This is a genomic window from Vibrio metschnikovii CIP 69.14, from assembly GCF_000176155.1.
In the GTDB taxonomy this organism is placed as follows: domain Bacteria; phylum Pseudomonadota; class Gammaproteobacteria; order Enterobacterales; family Vibrionaceae; genus Vibrio; species Vibrio metschnikovii.
In genome coordinates, this window is sequence record NZ_ACZO01000007.1 from 648,817 (window position 1) to 664,818 (window position 16,002).

Annotated in this window: 14 protein-coding genes and 1 pseudogene; 6 read left to right on the plus strand and 9 right to left on the minus strand. The window is 42.1% G+C overall.

What is annotated here, in order from left to right; translation table 11 throughout:
• Positions 1-2: 2 nt before the first annotated feature.
• Both VIB_RS14465 and VIB_RS14470 read left to right on the plus strand, forming a co-directional pair.
• A complete protein-coding gene (locus tag VIB_RS14465; RefSeq protein WP_004396945.1) occupies positions 3-851 on the plus strand; it encodes a TauD/TfdA dioxygenase family protein in 849 nt (282 codons plus the stop codon).
• Positions 836-2,314, plus strand: coding sequence for an FAD-binding protein (locus VIB_RS14470; RefSeq protein ID WP_004396946.1), 1,479 nt, complete (start codon positions 836-838; stop codon positions 2,312-2,314). The genes VIB_RS14465 and VIB_RS14470 overlap by 16 nt, the downstream gene beginning before the upstream one ends.
• A 154-nt stretch (positions 2,315-2,468) precedes the next feature.
• On the opposite strand, the pseudogene VIB_RS14475 reads toward VIB_RS14470, so the two are convergent.
• Positions 2,469-3,358 (minus strand): annotated as a pseudogene (locus tag VIB_RS14475) (LysR family transcriptional regulator).
• A gap of 232 nt (positions 3,359-3,590) precedes the next feature.
• Here VIB_RS14475 and VIB_RS14480 point away from each other — a divergent pair.
• Positions 3,591-5,417 carry an L-tyrosine/L-tryptophan isonitrile synthase family protein gene (locus tag VIB_RS14480; protein WP_004396948.1) on the plus strand — a complete coding sequence of 609 codons (1,827 nt, stop codon included), beginning with the start codon at positions 3,591-3,593 and terminating at the stop codon, positions 5,415-5,417.
• A gap of 148 nt (positions 5,418-5,565) precedes the next feature.
• Here VIB_RS14480 and VIB_RS14485 read toward each other — a convergent pair whose 3' ends face one another.
• Together VIB_RS14485 and VIB_RS14490 are read right to left on the minus strand one after the other, a co-directional pair.
• Positions 5,566-6,495: a sodium-dependent bicarbonate transport family permease gene (locus VIB_RS14485; RefSeq protein ID WP_004396949.1), complete on the minus strand. Its 930-nt coding sequence runs from the start codon at positions 6,493-6,495 to the stop codon at positions 5,566-5,568.
• A complete protein-coding gene (locus VIB_RS14490) occupies positions 6,485-6,715 on the minus strand; it encodes a hypothetical protein (protein ID WP_040905272.1) in 231 nt (76 codons plus the stop codon). The genes VIB_RS14485 and VIB_RS14490 overlap by 11 nt, the downstream gene beginning before the upstream one ends.
• Before the next feature lie 124 nt (positions 6,716-6,839).
• On the opposite strand from VIB_RS14490, the gene VIB_RS14495 reads away from it, so the two are divergent.
• Both VIB_RS14495 and VIB_RS14500 read left to right on the plus strand, forming a co-directional pair.
• The gene (locus tag VIB_RS14495; RefSeq protein ID WP_004396950.1) at positions 6,840-7,775 is read left to right on the plus strand and encodes a LysR family transcriptional regulator; all 936 of its coding nucleotides are present in this window, start codon (positions 6,840-6,842) and stop codon (positions 7,773-7,775) included.
• A 69-nt stretch (positions 7,776-7,844) separates the two neighbouring features.
• Entirely contained in the window at positions 7,845-8,528 is a 684-nt protein-coding gene (locus VIB_RS14500; protein WP_004396951.1) for a TVP38/TMEM64 family protein, read from the plus strand.
• 37 nt (positions 8,529-8,565) lie between these two features.
• Here the strand turns inward: VIB_RS14500 and VIB_RS14505 are convergent, their stop codons facing one another.
• The 6 genes from VIB_RS14505 to VIB_RS14530 form a co-directional block, all read right to left on the minus strand.
• Complete coding sequence (locus tag VIB_RS14505) at positions 8,566-8,976, minus strand: VF530 family protein (RefSeq protein WP_004396952.1); 411 nt, start codon at positions 8,974-8,976, stop codon at positions 8,566-8,568.
• Between the two features lie 268 nt (positions 8,977-9,244).
• Positions 9,245-10,198 carry a pyrimidine-specific ribonucleoside hydrolase RihA gene (gene rihA / locus VIB_RS14510; protein ID WP_004396953.1) on the minus strand — a complete coding sequence of 318 codons (954 nt, stop codon included), beginning with the start codon at positions 10,196-10,198 and terminating at the stop codon, positions 9,245-9,247.
• 133 nt (positions 10,199-10,331) lie between these two features.
• Positions 10,332-11,015 (minus strand): Crp/Fnr family transcriptional regulator, encoded by a 684-nt coding sequence (locus VIB_RS14515; RefSeq protein ID WP_004396954.1) that lies wholly within the window; start codon positions 11,013-11,015, stop codon positions 10,332-10,334.
• A 154-nt stretch (positions 11,016-11,169) separates the two neighbouring features.
• Positions 11,170-11,898, minus strand: coding sequence for a nucleoside phosphorylase (locus VIB_RS14520; protein ID WP_004396955.1), 729 nt, complete (start codon positions 11,896-11,898; stop codon positions 11,170-11,172).
• Positions 11,895-12,641: a nicotinamide riboside transporter PnuC gene (gene pnuC / locus VIB_RS14525; protein WP_004396956.1), complete on the minus strand. Its 747-nt coding sequence runs from the start codon at positions 12,639-12,641 to the stop codon at positions 11,895-11,897. The genes VIB_RS14520 and pnuC overlap by 4 nt, the downstream gene beginning before the upstream one ends.
• A gap of 144 nt (positions 12,642-12,785) precedes the next feature.
• On the minus strand, positions 12,786-13,262 hold the full coding sequence (locus VIB_RS14530) for a hypothetical protein (RefSeq protein ID WP_040905277.1): 477 nt from the start codon (positions 13,260-13,262) through the stop codon (positions 12,786-12,788).
• Positions 13,263-13,617: 355 nt separating this feature from the next.
• On the opposite strand from VIB_RS14530, the gene VIB_RS14535 reads away from it, so the two are divergent.
• Entirely contained in the window at positions 13,618-15,771 is a 2,154-nt protein-coding gene (locus tag VIB_RS14535; protein WP_004396957.1) for a TonB-dependent hemoglobin/transferrin/lactoferrin family receptor, read from the plus strand.
• The last annotated feature ends 231 nt before the right edge of the window (positions 15,772-16,002 follow it).

Below are 16,002 nucleotides of genomic sequence, written 5' to 3' on the forward strand. Positions count from 1 at the left end.
AAATGCCTTATAAAATAACGTCACTCGACCCTTTTGGGGTTATGGTTGAAGCGCAACACTCTTCTACCCATGTTGTTGAGCTTGATATATCGAGCTTACGTCATCTGTTTGAGCGTCATCAGCTCGTGCTCTTACGGGGCTTTACGGTTTTTGAACAGGCTGAAGATTTTGCTGATTATTGTGAGCAATGGGGAGAAGTGAGCATATGGCCGTTTGGCCGAGTACTTGAGCTGATTCAAAAAGAGCAGCCCGAAGATCATATTTTCGACAGCAGTTACATGCCGATGCATTGGGATGGTATGTATCGTCCGCAAGTACCGGAATATCAGATTTTCCAATGTGTCGAGGCTCCCTTACCCGGTAATGGTGGACGGACAACGTTTTGTCATACCATGCTTGCCTTAGACAATGCTTCGGAGCAGGAGCGCTCATTATGGCGGAAAGTGACGGGACACTATCAACGTAAAATGGAGTTTTATCACAGTAAAACGGTTTCTCCCATCGTGATGCCTCATCCATATAAAGGCTATGACGTCATTCGTTATAACGAACCCCATGTGGTCGACAATGGTGATTTACTTAATCCACCAGATGTTACGTTATCGGGCATTTCAGGTAGCGAAGCAATGGCGTGCCATCAAAGTTTACGCCGCGCTTTGTATGACCCACGCAACTTCTATGCACATGAGTGGCAGTCAGGGGACATTGTTATTACTGATAACTTCTCTTTATTACATGGCCGCGAGGCTTTCACATCACATACCCCACGGCATATTCGTCGTGTGCAGGTTTTAAGCAATCCGCCTTACCATAACCCTAGTTTGGAGTCGTACGAATGTCCGCAAGAGTAGTTGATATTGTTATTATTGGTGCAGGTCCGGTTGGTTTAATGAGCGCTTACTTAGCGCAGCGATGTGGATTGAGTACGGTTATCATTGATAAATCGTCAGAGCCATTACAGGTTGGTCGTGCTGATGCGCTTAATGCGAGAACGTTACAATTATTAGAAATTGTCGATCTTTTTGAGCCGCTGTATCCACTGGGTAAGCCTTGCAATACCAGTTCCGTATGGGCAGATGGACAATTTATTTCCCGCCAATCTTCATGGTGGGAAGCGTTGGAAGGCTGCTTGCATCCGCATTTTTTGATGCTTGGTCAGTCTTATCTTGAGCAGCTACTGGACGATAAACTCACGTCATTGAATGCCCCAGTATGGCGTCAAACATCGGTGAAGGATATTGTTATTCATCCAGAGAATTGCCTGACCGAGTTAACCAATGGCGAGATCATTGAGTCGCGTTTTGTGATTGGTGCCGATGGCGCTCAGTCGTTTGTTCGCCAGCGGTTCACTATTCCCTTCCAGATAGTGCGTCCGGAAATTATTTGGGCTGTGATTGACGGCGTTATTGACAGTGACTTCCCCAAAGTTCCGGAAATCATCGTCTTTCAAGCAGAGACTTCGGATGTCGCGTGGATTCCTCGTGAAGGTGACATCGACCGTTTTTATGTCCGAATGGATACGCATGACTTTACCGTAGAGCAAGTGATTGAAAAAATTAATCGTGCCATGGCACCACATCAATTAAGGTTTAAAAAGAGAGTGTGGTTCTCTCAATTTGCGGTTAAAGAGTCCGTTGCTGAGCGTTATGACATAGAAAATCGCCTCTTTTTAGCCGGAGATGCTTGTCATGTTCATTCTGTCAATGGCGGGCAAGGTTTGAATACCGGATTAGCCGATGCGTTTAATTTGATCTGGAAACTGAACATGGCCCTAAAAGGTCATACGAATGAGTCACTGCTAACCAGCTATCAAGAGGAGCGTCAACCCGTTGCCCAGAGTGTAATTGCCAGCTCGGGTGAGTTAGTGCGCTCGACCAAGTTTTCTGCAACGAATACTCATGCGCAAGATTACGTGAAAATAGTCGAGAAGCGTTCGGGCAATATTACCGGAATGGGCATTCGTTATGGTGAACAAGGATTAGTCGGTACGCGGATATTTGATTTTGTATTCAATACGCCAACGCAAAAAACTCGGCTTTATTCATTGCTGGATTATCGTCAATGGACATTATTGATCGCAAGTGATACCGATTATGAGTTGAATCTGCCAGAGTTTATTAAGGTGATTCGAATTGGCTCGCGGGCAGAGTATGCTCCTTATTGGACAAGTCAAAATCCATACACTGACCAAGCGTTATTAATACGTCCAGATAGCTACATTCATTCAATCAATGGTTTACTTGATTTGAATGCGTGGTTAGCAACCAGTATCGAGGCAATATCGAATGGTTTATCAGTGCAACCTGAGCTTTAAGCGGTGAGGACGATGATCGTCCTCACCAACAGACAGTTGATGGTGGCGCAAATGATTTGCTTATTTCTTTGCTACTCATCGACTATCTAAAACGCCAGTGATGTTACCGACGACTCATTTTATGAGGCAAAATAGTCGGGTTGTTTATTCTCCATCATACTTTGAGTGATGCTATCAAATAATCAATAAAGCACCGTACACGAGGCGGAATATTTTTTCGACTTGGGTAGAGAATATTCATCGTTGTGCTGACTTGGTAAAAATCGGGAAATAACCGAATGAGTGATGGACCGGGGATTTTATCAATTAAAAAATGAGCGATAGGGCCAATCCCTAATCCATTTTGAATCATGGCCATAACACCTAACGGCGCATTACTGGTGTGTTTAGGTTGTAATTTTATTTGCTGCTCCTGCCCATTATGGTTAGTTAATGTAAGAATATTATTCGGTAAATTTAGCCGAGAGAGGTAAACCCAGTCGTGATCTTGTAAATCGTCTAGGCAAGTGATCGGCTTGGCGTTATTGAGATAATCTTGACTGGCGTAAATACCTAATTCAAAAGGAGCAATCACTCGGCCTACCATCGACGATGACGTCAACTCACCAATTCTAATCACTAAATCGAGGTTAGATTCGACCATATCTTGCAGACCATCATCTAAGCAAAGATCAAAATTGACATGTGGATACTGTTGATAAAAGTCATTTAATAATGGATTGATCAGAAAGGTTCCAACGTCAATCGTCGTTCCAATACGAATTGTTCCTGATATCTCTGACGCTAAATGATTCACTGCTCCCAGTGCTTGATCAGCGATATTCAGTAAGCCACGGCTGTATTGATAAAAAGTGCTTCCCTCGGTGGTCAAACTAATTTTTCTGGTTGTTCGGTGAAGTAGCCGCACATTAAGTTTTTTTCTAATAGCGTGACTTGTTCACTGACTTTGGATTTCCCCATGCCGAGTGACTCTCCTGCTAATGTGAAGGAACCACATTCGACCACTTTATTAAATATGGCAATACGTTTTAATTCATTAAGCATTACTGTTCCCTTATTGGTAACTTTGGGTTCTATTTTTGTCATCTAGTCAAACTGCGTTGTCATCTAAATAATGACACAGTCGATTAGAGAGAATTTGAATGCTTTGGTTTCGATTTAATAATAATTAAATTCTTAAACCCCATTTTCATGGGAGCGGTTCCATTTTATGGGTTGACAATAACCTAAATTGTCATCGTTTATTCAGTATTATGAAAATAATTAAGGGCTGGTTATGCTTGATGTTTACCGAGAAACAGAGATAGATAAAATTACGTTTATTTTACTTGACCAAATTATTGCGCAATGTGATGCATCGTATCAAGGGATTGCCACACTAAAACAGCAACTGCGTGATTCGATAAGAGAACAGAAAAAAATCAAATTACTATTACCTGCATTCCCATGTAAAACCAATAATTTAGATAAAGTGATCAGCCATGAGCCAGATATAGGTGAATATCTAGTGTTAAGACGCTTTTTACAGTGTCTTCGTGATATTGAAGCGGTTTATTCTCCAGGGGTCGTCTTATATATTTTTTCAGACTACCATACATTCTCAGATTATATTGCCGTTGATTTGTCTCATCATTATGCGTATTCTGATGGACTAAAAGAAATGCTTGTCAATATGCATGCTGAAGATTTAATAAAAATAATTAATTTTGAAGATTTTAAAGAGTTTGATCATCTTTGTGATACCGAGTATTTTTCTGGATTACGTAATATGTTTTCAGAGCCAGGCTATGCGGAAAATTTCACTGAGTTAAAACTTAGGAATAATAAAATGAATCAAACCTATCTAGGTTTGAAAAAATTCATGAATCAAGATCAAAAATATGTATTGTCAACGCTTTCTTACAAAGAGCGTCGTCGTCGTTTAGCTGAAATTGCTAAAGGAATGATGATACAAGGGAAAGCTCTAGATAACTTTCTAAAACAAAAGTTTTCCGATTCGATTCGTTTGAGTATTCATGAACATCCAATGAATGGAAAAAAGTATTCATTATATTTATTTACAGAGCGACAATTTAAAACACCTTGGCATAGCACAGTACTTTTTGATGCAAGCCAAGGTAAAGTGATGATTGACACTAAAGAAAACTATCTCAAGCGTACAGGCATTATTTTACCTATTTTCTATAAGGATAAAACATGGTGTTATTTACAATTAACTTGCGTTGATCAATCAATGAGTCACGTTGTCAGCCAAATTCGAGCAGAGTTACATCATGAAAAAGCAGGTTTACGTTTAATCAGTCCTACACCTTCTTTATCGGCGTCTGTCTTGAACATTAATGAATTGAGCCAACTAGTTAAAGAGTTTGGTTCGGTGTTATTGCATGGTTTTGCGCCTTTTCATCATCCAGATGATTTTTCGACTTGGTATCTGCAACATCGTTCTGCTGTCATTTTGGATAATGATCGCGTTGTTGAAAAATTGTCCGGTGATGCGCTACAGCAATCTATTGGTTGGCAATTCGCTACTTTATCTGATGCGATGGCTAATCGAACTTATCGATACGATTACGAAGATATTACTCCTCATGAATATGCTCTGTATTGCGCTTATTCAGAAACGCCTATCCATGTGACTACGATAGATGCTGGATTAGCGCCGTTAACCTTACGTGGTCAAGAACGTGAGCAACTAAGAAAGAGCATGTTATATCCAATAAAGCATCACCAAGACTACGCTGAGCAGGAATTACCGCCATTGATTCGTTATTGCCAAGTATCTCGGCAAGATATTTTGCGCTGGCAGGGTCACTCACGTGGTCAACATTCAACAATACGCTTACCGCAAGTGGATGGGCGTTCAAGTGGAGAGCCGATTGAACAGCGTCTTGACCATTTATGCACAGAGCCGTCTCTTTGCTTTGAAAATACTTTGGTGGCAGGGGATATTCTTTTCGTAAATAACTTAACGACACTGCAAGCGAGCCATTCGTTATCACCGAGTAATCAATGTTGGCGTATTCAATTGCAGCCACCATCGATCAACTCACCATGGCAGCCACACAACCGTATGATGCCAAAGGCCGTCAGTGAAGTAGTGTGAAGATAAATTGATGTATGGATAAAAGGCACAGCAGCTTATCACACTGGGTGCCTTTTCTGATTTGTTTTACCCGTGATATAGAGGAAGAGGCAGGTATTTATCTCTTCGGTGTAGATGATACCTATGGTCTCGAACCGGTGAACGGTATTTAACTAACAGCCTGACCAAGAGCAATAAAAAATGGCACGTTAAATAGGACATTAAAAGGAAAAGTAATGCCTAATGCCGCGGTGATCGACATCCCTGCATTGGCTTCGGGCAGACTTTCTTTCATCGCGGCCGGGACAGCAATATACGATGCGCTGGCTCCAAGTACCGCCATCAGCGTGATGCCGCCAGCGCTAAACCCAAGTAGCATGCCGAGCCCTGTACCGGCTAACCCGCCAATCATCGGCATTAAAATAGCAAAGCTGATTAAAAATAGGCTGTTATCTCTAAGCGTTGCTAATTGCTGACCGGCAATTAAGCCCATTTTCAGAAGAAATAACGCTAAAATAGCCGAGAAAAGGTCAATAAACAGTGGCGAAAGCTTGTATACGGTATCGCCACCTACATAACCAATCACTAAACTGCCGATCATCAATAGCAGGCTTGGATTGGCGAGGAGTTCTTTTTTAAGAAAGTGACGATTAATCAGCGATACACTGCCTTTGGCGAGAATTAAACCAACGATGATCGCTGGCATCTCCAATAACACGACAAACAGAGGGAAGTAAGCTTCATACGGGATCTGCTTGGCTTCAAGTAGAGCAACCGCGACGGCATAAGTAGCGACACTGACCGAGCCATAGTGAGCAGCAATGGCACCGGCATTAATCTTATCTAATTGACCAAAATATCTCAGCAGTGGGTAAGCAATCAGAGGTAGCAACAAACCGAATGCCACCACAATCAAAGCCATCACGACTAAGCTGGCCGCGATATGTGCTTGTAAAGCAATACCGCCTTTAAGGCCTATCGCAATCATCAGTATCAGACTGAGGGTTTTATACAGGTTATCTGGGAAAGGAATTTTTGCGCCCAGTAGCTGGCAGACAATACCCAGGATAAAAAAAGCAATCACCGCATCAAGCACCATGTTTAGTGCTCTCCTTGCTTGTTAAGCTGATGGTGTGCATTTTTGTTTTGCCAGAACGATTAAACGCGGTTTTAACCCCTTGGAATGCCGTATAACTTGCTAGTAAAGTAGCACAAACAAGAAAACTAAACGTGTTATGCCCGATGGACAAACCTAAATAGTAGAAGGTTACTAGCATCATCACTGTGGTCATTGGCAGTGCCATTGTACGAAATCTCATCACACTCTCCTGCAAATTTTTCAGCATGTTATGCTGTTTTAATAATAGATAAAAATAGATAATTACTAACTTTTATATAGATAATGCTCTATATTATCTCGGTAAACTTGGTTGGAGGTGAGCAGTGGCATCGAGATTACACGCCCATATTGGCACGTTTCGCCAGCTAGAGATCTTATTAGCGGTTTATCATGGCGGAAGTATTACGGCTGCGGCAGACAGCTTGTTTTTAACTCAACCTACGGTTTCTATGCAGTTAAAAAAGCTTGCTGAGGCGATAGGCTTACCGCTTTATCAACAAGTTGGTAGAACACTTCGTTTTACCGATGCTGGATTAGCCACGGTAGAAACGGCGAAAAAAGTTCTCCAAAACTGTGAAGAATTGGACATGCGTCTGTCGCGTTTAAAAGGCCTTGAGTCGGGAACGCTCAAATTAGCGGTGGTCACCACGGCAAAGTATTTTATTCCTCATTTACTTGGCCCTTTTTGTCAGCGCTACCCCGGCATCGATATTCAATTGACGATCGCCAACCGGCAGCAAGTGATGGAGCGCTGTGAGAATGGTGCCGATGATTTTTATGTGTTTAGTCATTTACCCGAAGGCTTAGAGCTGGACGTGATTGAATTTATGGCCAATGATTTGGTGGCGATTGCCGCGGCGAGCCACCCTTTCACACAGCAAGAGAGCGTGTCATTAGCCGAGTTTTGTCAGGAAGATTTTTTGATCCGTGAAGTGGGCTCGGGAACCCGCTATGCAACGGAAGCTTTCTTTAAGAAACAAGCCTATCAGCCTAATATTAAAATGACGATTGCCAGTAATGAGGCGATTATTCATTCCGTATTAGCTCGCTTGGGGGTCTCTATTTTATCTGCTCATACCTTGGCGTTTGGTAATATATACGGTGTTCAAGTGATTAATGTTGAGTCGTTACCGATCAAAACCAGATGGTCATTCTCGTGGACTCGGCAGCGCGCCTTATCGCCGATTGCCGAGGTTTTTCTCAATTATGTGCAAACAGAAGGGCGTGAAATCATTCAGAAAACGGTGCAATTGTCATAGCGAGTCAGTTGCTTATGCAAAGAGTAAAGCCTGTATTGGCAATCACGATGATTAATAAGGAATATAAATATGAAAAAGTGGTTATTACTGATCACGATTGCGATATTGGGCGTAGCATTTTTTGCACTCGATCTCAATCAGTTGCTGACCTTAGACGGCGTTCAGCGTCATTTAGCGCAGTTTGAACAATGGCGTAGTGATGCGCCTTTGCTGGTGGGGATGCTATTTTTAGCGATCTATGTGCTAGTGACTGCGTTGTCGTTACCGGGAGCAGCGGTGATGACGCTTGCCGCGGGGGCGTTATTTGGCTTATGGTGGGGAACACTGATCGTTTCTTTTGCCAGCACCATCGGTGCTACCTGCGCTTTTTTAGTTGCGCGCTATTTACTGAAAGAAACCGTACAACGGCGTTTTGGTGAGCGCTTACAAGCACTGAATAATGGCGTAGAAAAAGACGGAGCCTTTTATTTATTTACTCTACGGCTGGTGCCTATTTTTCCCTTTTTTCTGATCAATATTTTAATGGGCTTAACCACGCTTCGCGCCGTAACCTTTTACTGGGTCAGTCAAGTGGGCATGTTGGCCGGAACCCTTGTCTACGTTAACGCGGGGACTCAACTAGCGCAACTAGATAGCCTTGGGGGGATTTTATCGCCAGCGATTTTATTCTCGTTCGCGTTATTAGGGATATTCCCTTTGGTCGCGAAAAAAGTGGTCGAGAAAATCAATCAACGCCGGCGAGTCAGTGAATAGTGTTTATCGTTACCCTGAAAGCGCATCGGATATTAATTTAACGACGGCTTTGGCGACTGCGTGCCGCTCTTTCTTTATGAGCGGAAGCCGCTTTAGCTTGTGATTTCAAAATCGAGTCTACGGTTAATTCCATCGGCTCTTTGGGCTGTAGGCCATGAGGGAAGGTACGTGCCCGTGGCGATATATTGAACTCTTCACTGGAAGCGCGGGGCATACGTTTAAAACGATACAGATAAAAGTTTTCTAATTTTTCTCGTGCCCAATCGGTTTTATTTAAATATTTGACACTACTTGCTACCGAAGGGTTGGTATGAAAACAGTTAAAGCGCATCGCCGTATCTAAAATATCCCAGCCGTAAAAATCCACCAGCTCTTGCAGCAAGGTTTCTAACTTAAGGCCGTGTAATGGGTTGTTTTTTTGTAGTTCAATTCTTTCTTGATCAGTCATGATAATCGGCTCCTAAGGGTAAACGGTAGATAGGGTAGGTATAGCAGGATTTGGCAGATATTGGTGATGTACTTGTTCATCCTTGCAGAGGGTGCGCATTCTAGCAGAGTTGATCGTACTTCCCTATGATTATCTGATTATCTCTGCTCCGTTAACACTATCCCCTTGCTACTTGAAGTTGCAGCGATGTCAGTTCAGCTCGTTTTAATATTGATGCTGATCGAGAGTCGCTTATCTGCAACTCCAAGTCGTTTGGATATCACATCATTTAGGAAGCGGATGAATGAGTGGTAAAATAGTGCAAACGTTCAACCAATAAATCGACAAATCCCTGCCGATCAACATCAAATAACACGGTCGCATTGGCGGGCTGATTCGTTAGTTGATAACGATCAACCACGGTCATGCCTCGCGTATACTCACCTTGAGTTTCAATACCGACCCAGCATGTTTGAGCTTTAAACAGTTCAGGGGCCAATAACCAAGCGATGGTGCATGGGTCATGCAACGGTGCGCCGGCTAGCCCCCATTTTGGGTCACGATGGTAAATCATAAAAAAGTCGAGCAGTTCGGCCACGACACCAGCAATCGGATTATCAATTTTCCGAATACGTTCGATATCCTCATCCATGATTTGTGCCCGATGGGTGACATCGAGTCCGCACATGGTGATCGGAATACCGGATTGAAAAACCAGCTTAGCGGCTTCCGGGTCGACATAAATATTAAATTCCGCTGCCGGAGACCAGTTTCCGGTTTCAGCGCCGCCGCCCATTAGGACAATTTCTTGAATTTTCGGTATTAACTCACGATGTGTGGCCAGCAGTAGGGCAATATTCGTCAGTGGACCCGTTGGCACTAGAGTAACGTGTTGTTCACTTTGTCTAAGGATGTTAGCCATTAGCTCAACGGCGTGCTCCGTTTGAGGAGCAAAACTGGGGTCAGGTAAGGTTGGGCCATCCAGCCCCGTCTCACCATGAACATTATCAGCAATGATCAACTCGCGCATTAAGGGTTTTAGTGCTCCACCAGCCACTGGAATATCACTTCTACCCAGTAAGGTAAGAATACGTAAAGCATTATTTAAGGTTTTCTCAGGGGTTTGGTTACCGGCACTGGTGGTCACTGCTTTGATTGCTAACGATGGGGAAGCGCAAGCTAGAATTAACGCAATGGCATCATCATGGCCGGGGTCGCAATCTAAAATAATCGGACGTGTCATAAAGAGGGGTACTCCGTGTGTTTTTAGACTTCAGTGTATCGATTTTGCCAACCACAAAGTGTGATTGTATCGCTGAAACGAAGAAACCTAATGCAAACGAAAACCCTAAAGTGTGATGGTATATAAAATTAAGTTATTGAGGATTGCTATTTAAGAAGCGTTGCAGCTCTTGTTCATCAACAATAGTTAGTCCAGTCGCGGTTTTTTCCACTAACCCTTGAGCGATCAATTCGTTGACCGCTCGGCGATAGACTCTGCCTGAGGTACCAAATCGCTCGGCTTCTTGACTCGCTTTGCTAAAGCTCCCCAGCGCCATCGTTGAGCGTTGGCGTAAAAGTAAGTCATAAGCAATGTTATAAGTCAAAGGATGGAGTAGGCGGTTAGTGTAGATCTCCATTGAATCACGGTAATCTTCTGCCAACGCAGCGGCAAAATACACCATCATTTCGGGATGTTGTTCAAGGGCTTTCGCTAGCGAAGTGAGACAAATAATATCGACTTGTAGATGCTCATCGGCGGTGACCGTCCACTGACAGGGCGTTGCGGTAAAAAACTCCATCTCACCAAAAATATGATAGTCGCAGTTAGCCTCTCCTAATTGAAATCGTCGCCCGTTAGCGGCGAGAATGCTCATTGAAACGCGCCCGCCGGGAACCACGTAAATATGCTCTAGTGGTTCACCTTGCTTAAGAATATCGCTCCCAGCATCGATATAAGCGGTACTCATTTGGCACTGATAGATGAATGTCTTAAAGGCTTGCTTTTGTTCTACCAAGTAGGCGTGGAAGCGACCGGATGAATAGGGGGTTATTTTCATAATATATCGACGAGAAATCAGGATGTTCAACGTTAGCTTGATTAGCCACAGGTCGCAAGTTTTGCTTTCTCTGATGTGAAAATCAATGAGCGCTAAGAGATGAGATAAGCAGCGGTATGGTAGTCACCGCTGCTTAATGCGCTTGCAGGAAAAATTAAACGCAGTGACTCAAGGCATCTAACGCTGCCGTTGCGGCAAGTGTTTCACCCGCCATCATCGCTTGATCAGCGTTAACGTATTGCGTGACGCCTTGCTGTACATCTTGCTGGTACAAAACGACATTATTGAGTACAGACGCAACTTGTAAGCCACGTAATCGCCCTACGGTGAGCAACGCTGATGTTTCCATATCTGCCCCTAAGACTCCTTTCTTATTCCAATAATGACACAGGTTTTGTTCTTCATCGGTATAAAAACTATCGTGTGAGCGAACCAATCCAAAATGGACCGCTGTGGGCTGCTGTGTTAAAAATTCGTGTAAGCGACTCAGAAGCGAAAAGCTGGAAAATGCAGGGTAGGTGTTTGCAATATAGGCTTTTGACCCGCCCTCATCCCGTACCGCGGCTTCCGCGACAATCAGATCACCCAGTTGAATGTTAGCCTGCATTGCACCAGCAGAACCAACGCGCACAATATGGCTGACACCGCACTGCTTTAACTCTTCTATCGCAATGATCAAAGAAGGCGCTCCAATACCAGTGCTACATACGGTGATCTCTCGCCCATTATAACGACCATTGAATAAGCGGTATTCACGATTTTCAGCAATCAGCTCAGGATTATCGAGTAGTGCTGCGATTCGATTGGCTCGATTCGGTTCCCCACAGACAATCACGCGATTGGCGACTTGGCCATGGGCAACATTGATGTGGGGCTGAATCATACCGAGGCCTCTTGAACTTGGTTTGCTGACGTTACGGTTTGGCTGTTACGTTGTGCAGTACGAACCCATTGCCGAGTTCCATTTGCGGCAATAAACATCAAAATAGCGTATTGCACAGACATCGCATAAACACCTTGAGTCGCATAAATACCGACGCTGATGATATTAATCACAATCCATAGCATCCAGTTTTCGACATATTTACGTGTCATTAAAATTTGCGCGACGATGGATAACACTGTCATGGTTGAATCCCAAAATGGAAAAGCATCGGGTTCTAACACAGGTTGTGCAAGTTCAGCTCCTAATCCATTCATGATTTCGACACTAATGTTTGCGAGAGCAAAAAAGAAAGGATCAATATAAACCGTCAGTAAACCAATACTGACGATACTAATACCCGCTGTGATCAGTAGTTTTTGTTTACTTAACCAACGAACTTGTAAAATATCACCTTCCGCGTTGGGTTTTGTCCATGCGTACCAACCGTAGACATTTGCGCAAAAAAAGAACAGTTGAAGCAATAACAAACCGTAGAGTTGAATTTGGAAAAAGATCACGGCAAATAGGGTGACGTTGAGCAAACCAAAAAGATAGTTGATGGTTTTTTCTTGGCTGGCAAACCAAATGCATAGCAAGCCAAATACGGTACCAAAAGCTTCGATCCAGCTCATGGCATAGCCAGAGCCAATCGGGATATTAACCAGTGTGTTATTAATATCGAGTAGAGCAAAAAGATCCATAGTCATTACCGTGGTGATTGATTGTATGCGCCTATCTTAAATGGTTCTTTGTGTTAATCGGGAGGACATATGTCCCCCTACGATTGAGAGCGATCATACATTTAATCAATAATCTGTTTTTTATAAAGGCTGAAAACCGCTTATTTACTCTTCATATTTAAAGCGTGTAGTTATTTGATAGTCCGAGATAGTCAAATGCGACCGACTGCAAGGGTTACCTTGGTTATCAGAACCGACCGATAACTGTTTGTCTTGGTGATCGAAAACTATTTCAACATACTGGCAATCATCTTGGCCATCACGAAGATAAGGATTGTTAACGGTTGGTTTGACACTAAAAGAATGAGGATCTGGTGCGTCTAGCGTGAGTGGTGAGTTAACGCTCGGTCGAGCATCAGAGGCCAGATAATCGTAGCTTTCTTGAGAATCAAGATAAGGATTATGAGTGGGTGGCAATTTGAAAATGAAACTGTCTTTTGCTGGCGCATCAAGGTCTAAGGTCTGTGCCGCTTTATCGCTAGTGCTTTGGTTAAATATATCCAATTCTTTTTCAGACGCAGTCACGGATAGCGAGATCAGTAACAGTGTCCCAGCCAACGTTGAGAATTTATGTGGTTGCATATGAGTACCTTGTCCATCTTTTATTATCAATATCTGGGAGCGGTACCATATACATTTTTTTACAAAAGTAAATAAATTTGGGGGTTGTAAAGGTAGCGTTTTACTGAGTTGGGTTTTTTACTGCGCAGCTTTGATTGTGATACTTATCACGTATTTTTGATTTCCACTGTATTGGCTAAACGATAGTTTTTAAATCTAACGTGTTAATAAATATAAGCATATTGAATTTTTTGGTTATTTTCAGCACAATCTCAACTTAATTTCTGGTTAATGCAAATGATAGTAATTGTTATTCGTATAAAGTAGTATTGCGCACATTGTAAATCTGTTATTGATGAATAAGGTAATCACTCAGATGTTGACTAAAACGCTACTTTCTACCTCAATATTGCTTGCTCTTTCTCCTGCGGCGTTTGCCGAAAAAACAACTCAGTTTGATGAAGTGGTCGTATCTGCGACACGGACGGCGCAAAGTCTTGATAATACCGCAGCCTCGGTAGCTGTGATCTCAAGTAAAGAATTAGAAGCGACTATGGTTAGAGACGTTGCGGACATTTTTGAATACACGCCGGGAGTAACGACCAGTGGTTCTTCACGTCAAGGAATGCAAACCATTAATATTCGGGGTATAGAGGGTAACCGCATTAAAATTTTGGTTGATGGTGTTACACAAAGCCAAGCTTTTGATGACGGAGGGCCTTACTCTTTTATTAGTTCAAGCGCTATTAGCATTGAACCAGACATGCTGAAAAGTGTTGAAATTGTTAAAGGGGCGGCATCAAGCTTACATGGAAGTGATGCTATTGGCGGCGTTGTAGCTTTTGAGACCAAAGATCCACGAGATTTTTTAAAAGGGGATGCGACGACAGGTGGACAAATTAAATTATCTTATGCTTCGGAAGATAAATCATTCAGTGAACACGTTGCTATTGCTCATCGTAGCGGTGATTTAGAAACCTTAGTGGCGTTTACTCGTCGTGATGGTCAAGAGCCAAAAAACTTTGGTGATCACAAAGAAAATTATTCAATTTCTGGACAAGACAGCGCGAATAATGACTTATTATTGAAGCTACAATATCAACTTTCTGAAGCGCATCGAATCGAGTTTACAGGAGAAATGCTGCGTAATCAGGTTGACTCTGATATTGTTCACTCAAGTTATAAAAATTATACCGGACGAGATATTACCAAGCAGTACCGTTTTGGATTAAAACATATTTGGTTTTCTGATTTACCGCTTGCCGATACGATAACCAGTCGAGTCTCATGGCAAAGTAAGGAAGAAAACGGTTTAACTAAGCGTTTTCAGCCAGCCTCTGCCGGAAGACCTCCTTATCAACCCGCTAACAATGATAATCATCAAACGAAAGATTATTTTTATAGCGATGACAAAATTGAATTAGAAGCTCAGTTCGATAAGCTCATTACTTTAAATAATAGTGAGCATAATATTATGTATGGTATCAATTTGCTAAGCAGTGATATTTCAAATATTAACAATGAATATAATTCTGATCCAGCGACACCAAATCAGGTGATTGTGTATACACCCGATGCTGAAGAACAGAAAATTGGTTTATTTATTCAAAACGAAATTGCTTTGCTTAATGGTAATTTGATTGTAACACCTGGTTTACGTTACGATTCATTCAGAACTGAACCTGGTGATAATGCTGGAAAAGGGCTATCCAAATTTAATGATTCTGCTGTAACCGGGCGGTTGGGTACTCTTTATCGTTTAGACCCAAACAGTGCAATTTTCGCGCAAGTGAGTCAGGGGTTGCGCTCACCTAACTTTACCGAGCTTTACTATAGCTTTAGTAACCTTGCTCATGGTTACGTTATTGAGCCTAATCCAAATCTTAAGTCTGAAAAAAGCCTTTCTTATGAGCTAGGCTATCGTCACAATAACGATTTTTCTGCAACAGATATCTCACTATTTTATAGCAGCTATGATGATTTTATAGAGCGGGTAGTGACTAAGGTCGAATCGAAAATAAACTATCACTCTTATATCAATTTACGTGAAGCGACTATTAAGGGCGTCGAATTATCTAATCAGTTAAAGTTAGATGAATTATTGAATGCTCCACGAGGGTTGACAACTCGATTAGCAGCGAATTATACCGAAGGTAAAGATGGTGATGGACGACCTCTTAATAGTATCAATCCATGGAATGTTGTGGCAGCTTTGAATTTTGATGATCCAGATTCGACATGGGGAACGAGTTTAAAACTCAACTATACTGCGGGAAAATCAAACCGTAATATTAATAATGATAAAGCAACTGGTGGTACAGAGAATCAAGTTGAGTTATCTAGTTCAACTATTTTTGATATTACAGCTTATTATAAACCAATCAAAGACCTGACTTTGACTGCTGGTATATTTAATATTGCAGATAAAGAGTATTACCGCTGGAATGACATTAGAGGTAAGAATATTTTAGATAATGATTATTCTCAATCGAAGCGTAATTTTGCAATTACGGCAAAATATGAGTTTTAATTATTAAAGTAAAAGGTGATTTTGCTCTGCCATAGTTTTAGATTGTCTTCTGACATCTGAAGCTATGGCATTACATTAACTGATTATGCCCAAAACATTCATCCGACCTATCTCAAACTAAACTCTTATTCATTGAAATATAAAGCTTTACTGCAATTTTTACCTCTTCGGCTCAAGTTGTCATCTTTTGTAAATGATAATGCAATTGATAATTGATATTGTTTAGTTGTT

Coding starts and splice junctions, on each gene's coding strand:
- VIB_RS14465 (WP_004396945.1), top strand. CDS start 3: ATGCCTTATAAAATAACGTCACTCGACCCTTTTGGGGTTATGGTTGAA.
- VIB_RS14470 (WP_004396946.1), top strand. CDS start 836: ATGTCCGCAAGAGTAGTTGATATTGTTATTATTGGTGCAGGTCCGGTT.
- VIB_RS14480 (WP_004396948.1), top strand. CDS start 3,591: ATGCTTGATGTTTACCGAGAAACAGAGATAGATAAAATTACGTTTATT.
- VIB_RS14485 (WP_004396949.1), bottom strand. CDS start 6,495: ATGGTGCTTGATGCGGTGATTGCTTTTTTTATCCTGGGTATTGTCTGC.
- VIB_RS14490 (WP_040905272.1), bottom strand. CDS start 6,715: ATGAGATTTCGTACAATGGCACTGCCAATGACCACAGTGATGATGCTA.
- VIB_RS14500 (WP_004396951.1), top strand. CDS start 7,845: ATGAAAAAGTGGTTATTACTGATCACGATTGCGATATTGGGCGTAGCA.
- VIB_RS14505 (WP_004396952.1), bottom strand. CDS start 8,976: ATGACTGATCAAGAAAGAATTGAACTACAAAAAAACAACCCATTACAC.
- rihA (WP_004396953.1), bottom strand. CDS start 10,198: ATGACACGTCCGATTATTTTAGATTGCGACCCCGGCCATGATGATGCC.
- VIB_RS14515 (WP_004396954.1), bottom strand. CDS start 11,015: ATGAAAATAACCCCCTATTCATCCGGTCGCTTCCACGCCTACTTGGTA.
- VIB_RS14520 (WP_004396955.1), bottom strand. CDS start 11,898: ATGATTCAGCCCCACATCAATGTTGCCCATGGCCAAGTCGCCAATCGC.
- pnuC (WP_004396956.1), bottom strand. CDS start 12,641: ATGGATCTTTTTGCTCTACTCGATATTAATAACACACTGGTTAATATC.
- VIB_RS14530 (WP_040905277.1), bottom strand. CDS start 13,262: ATGCAACCACATAAATTCTCAACGTTGGCTGGGACACTGTTACTGATC.
- VIB_RS14535 (WP_004396957.1), top strand. CDS start 13,618: ATGTTGACTAAAACGCTACTTTCTACCTCAATATTGCTTGCTCTTTCT.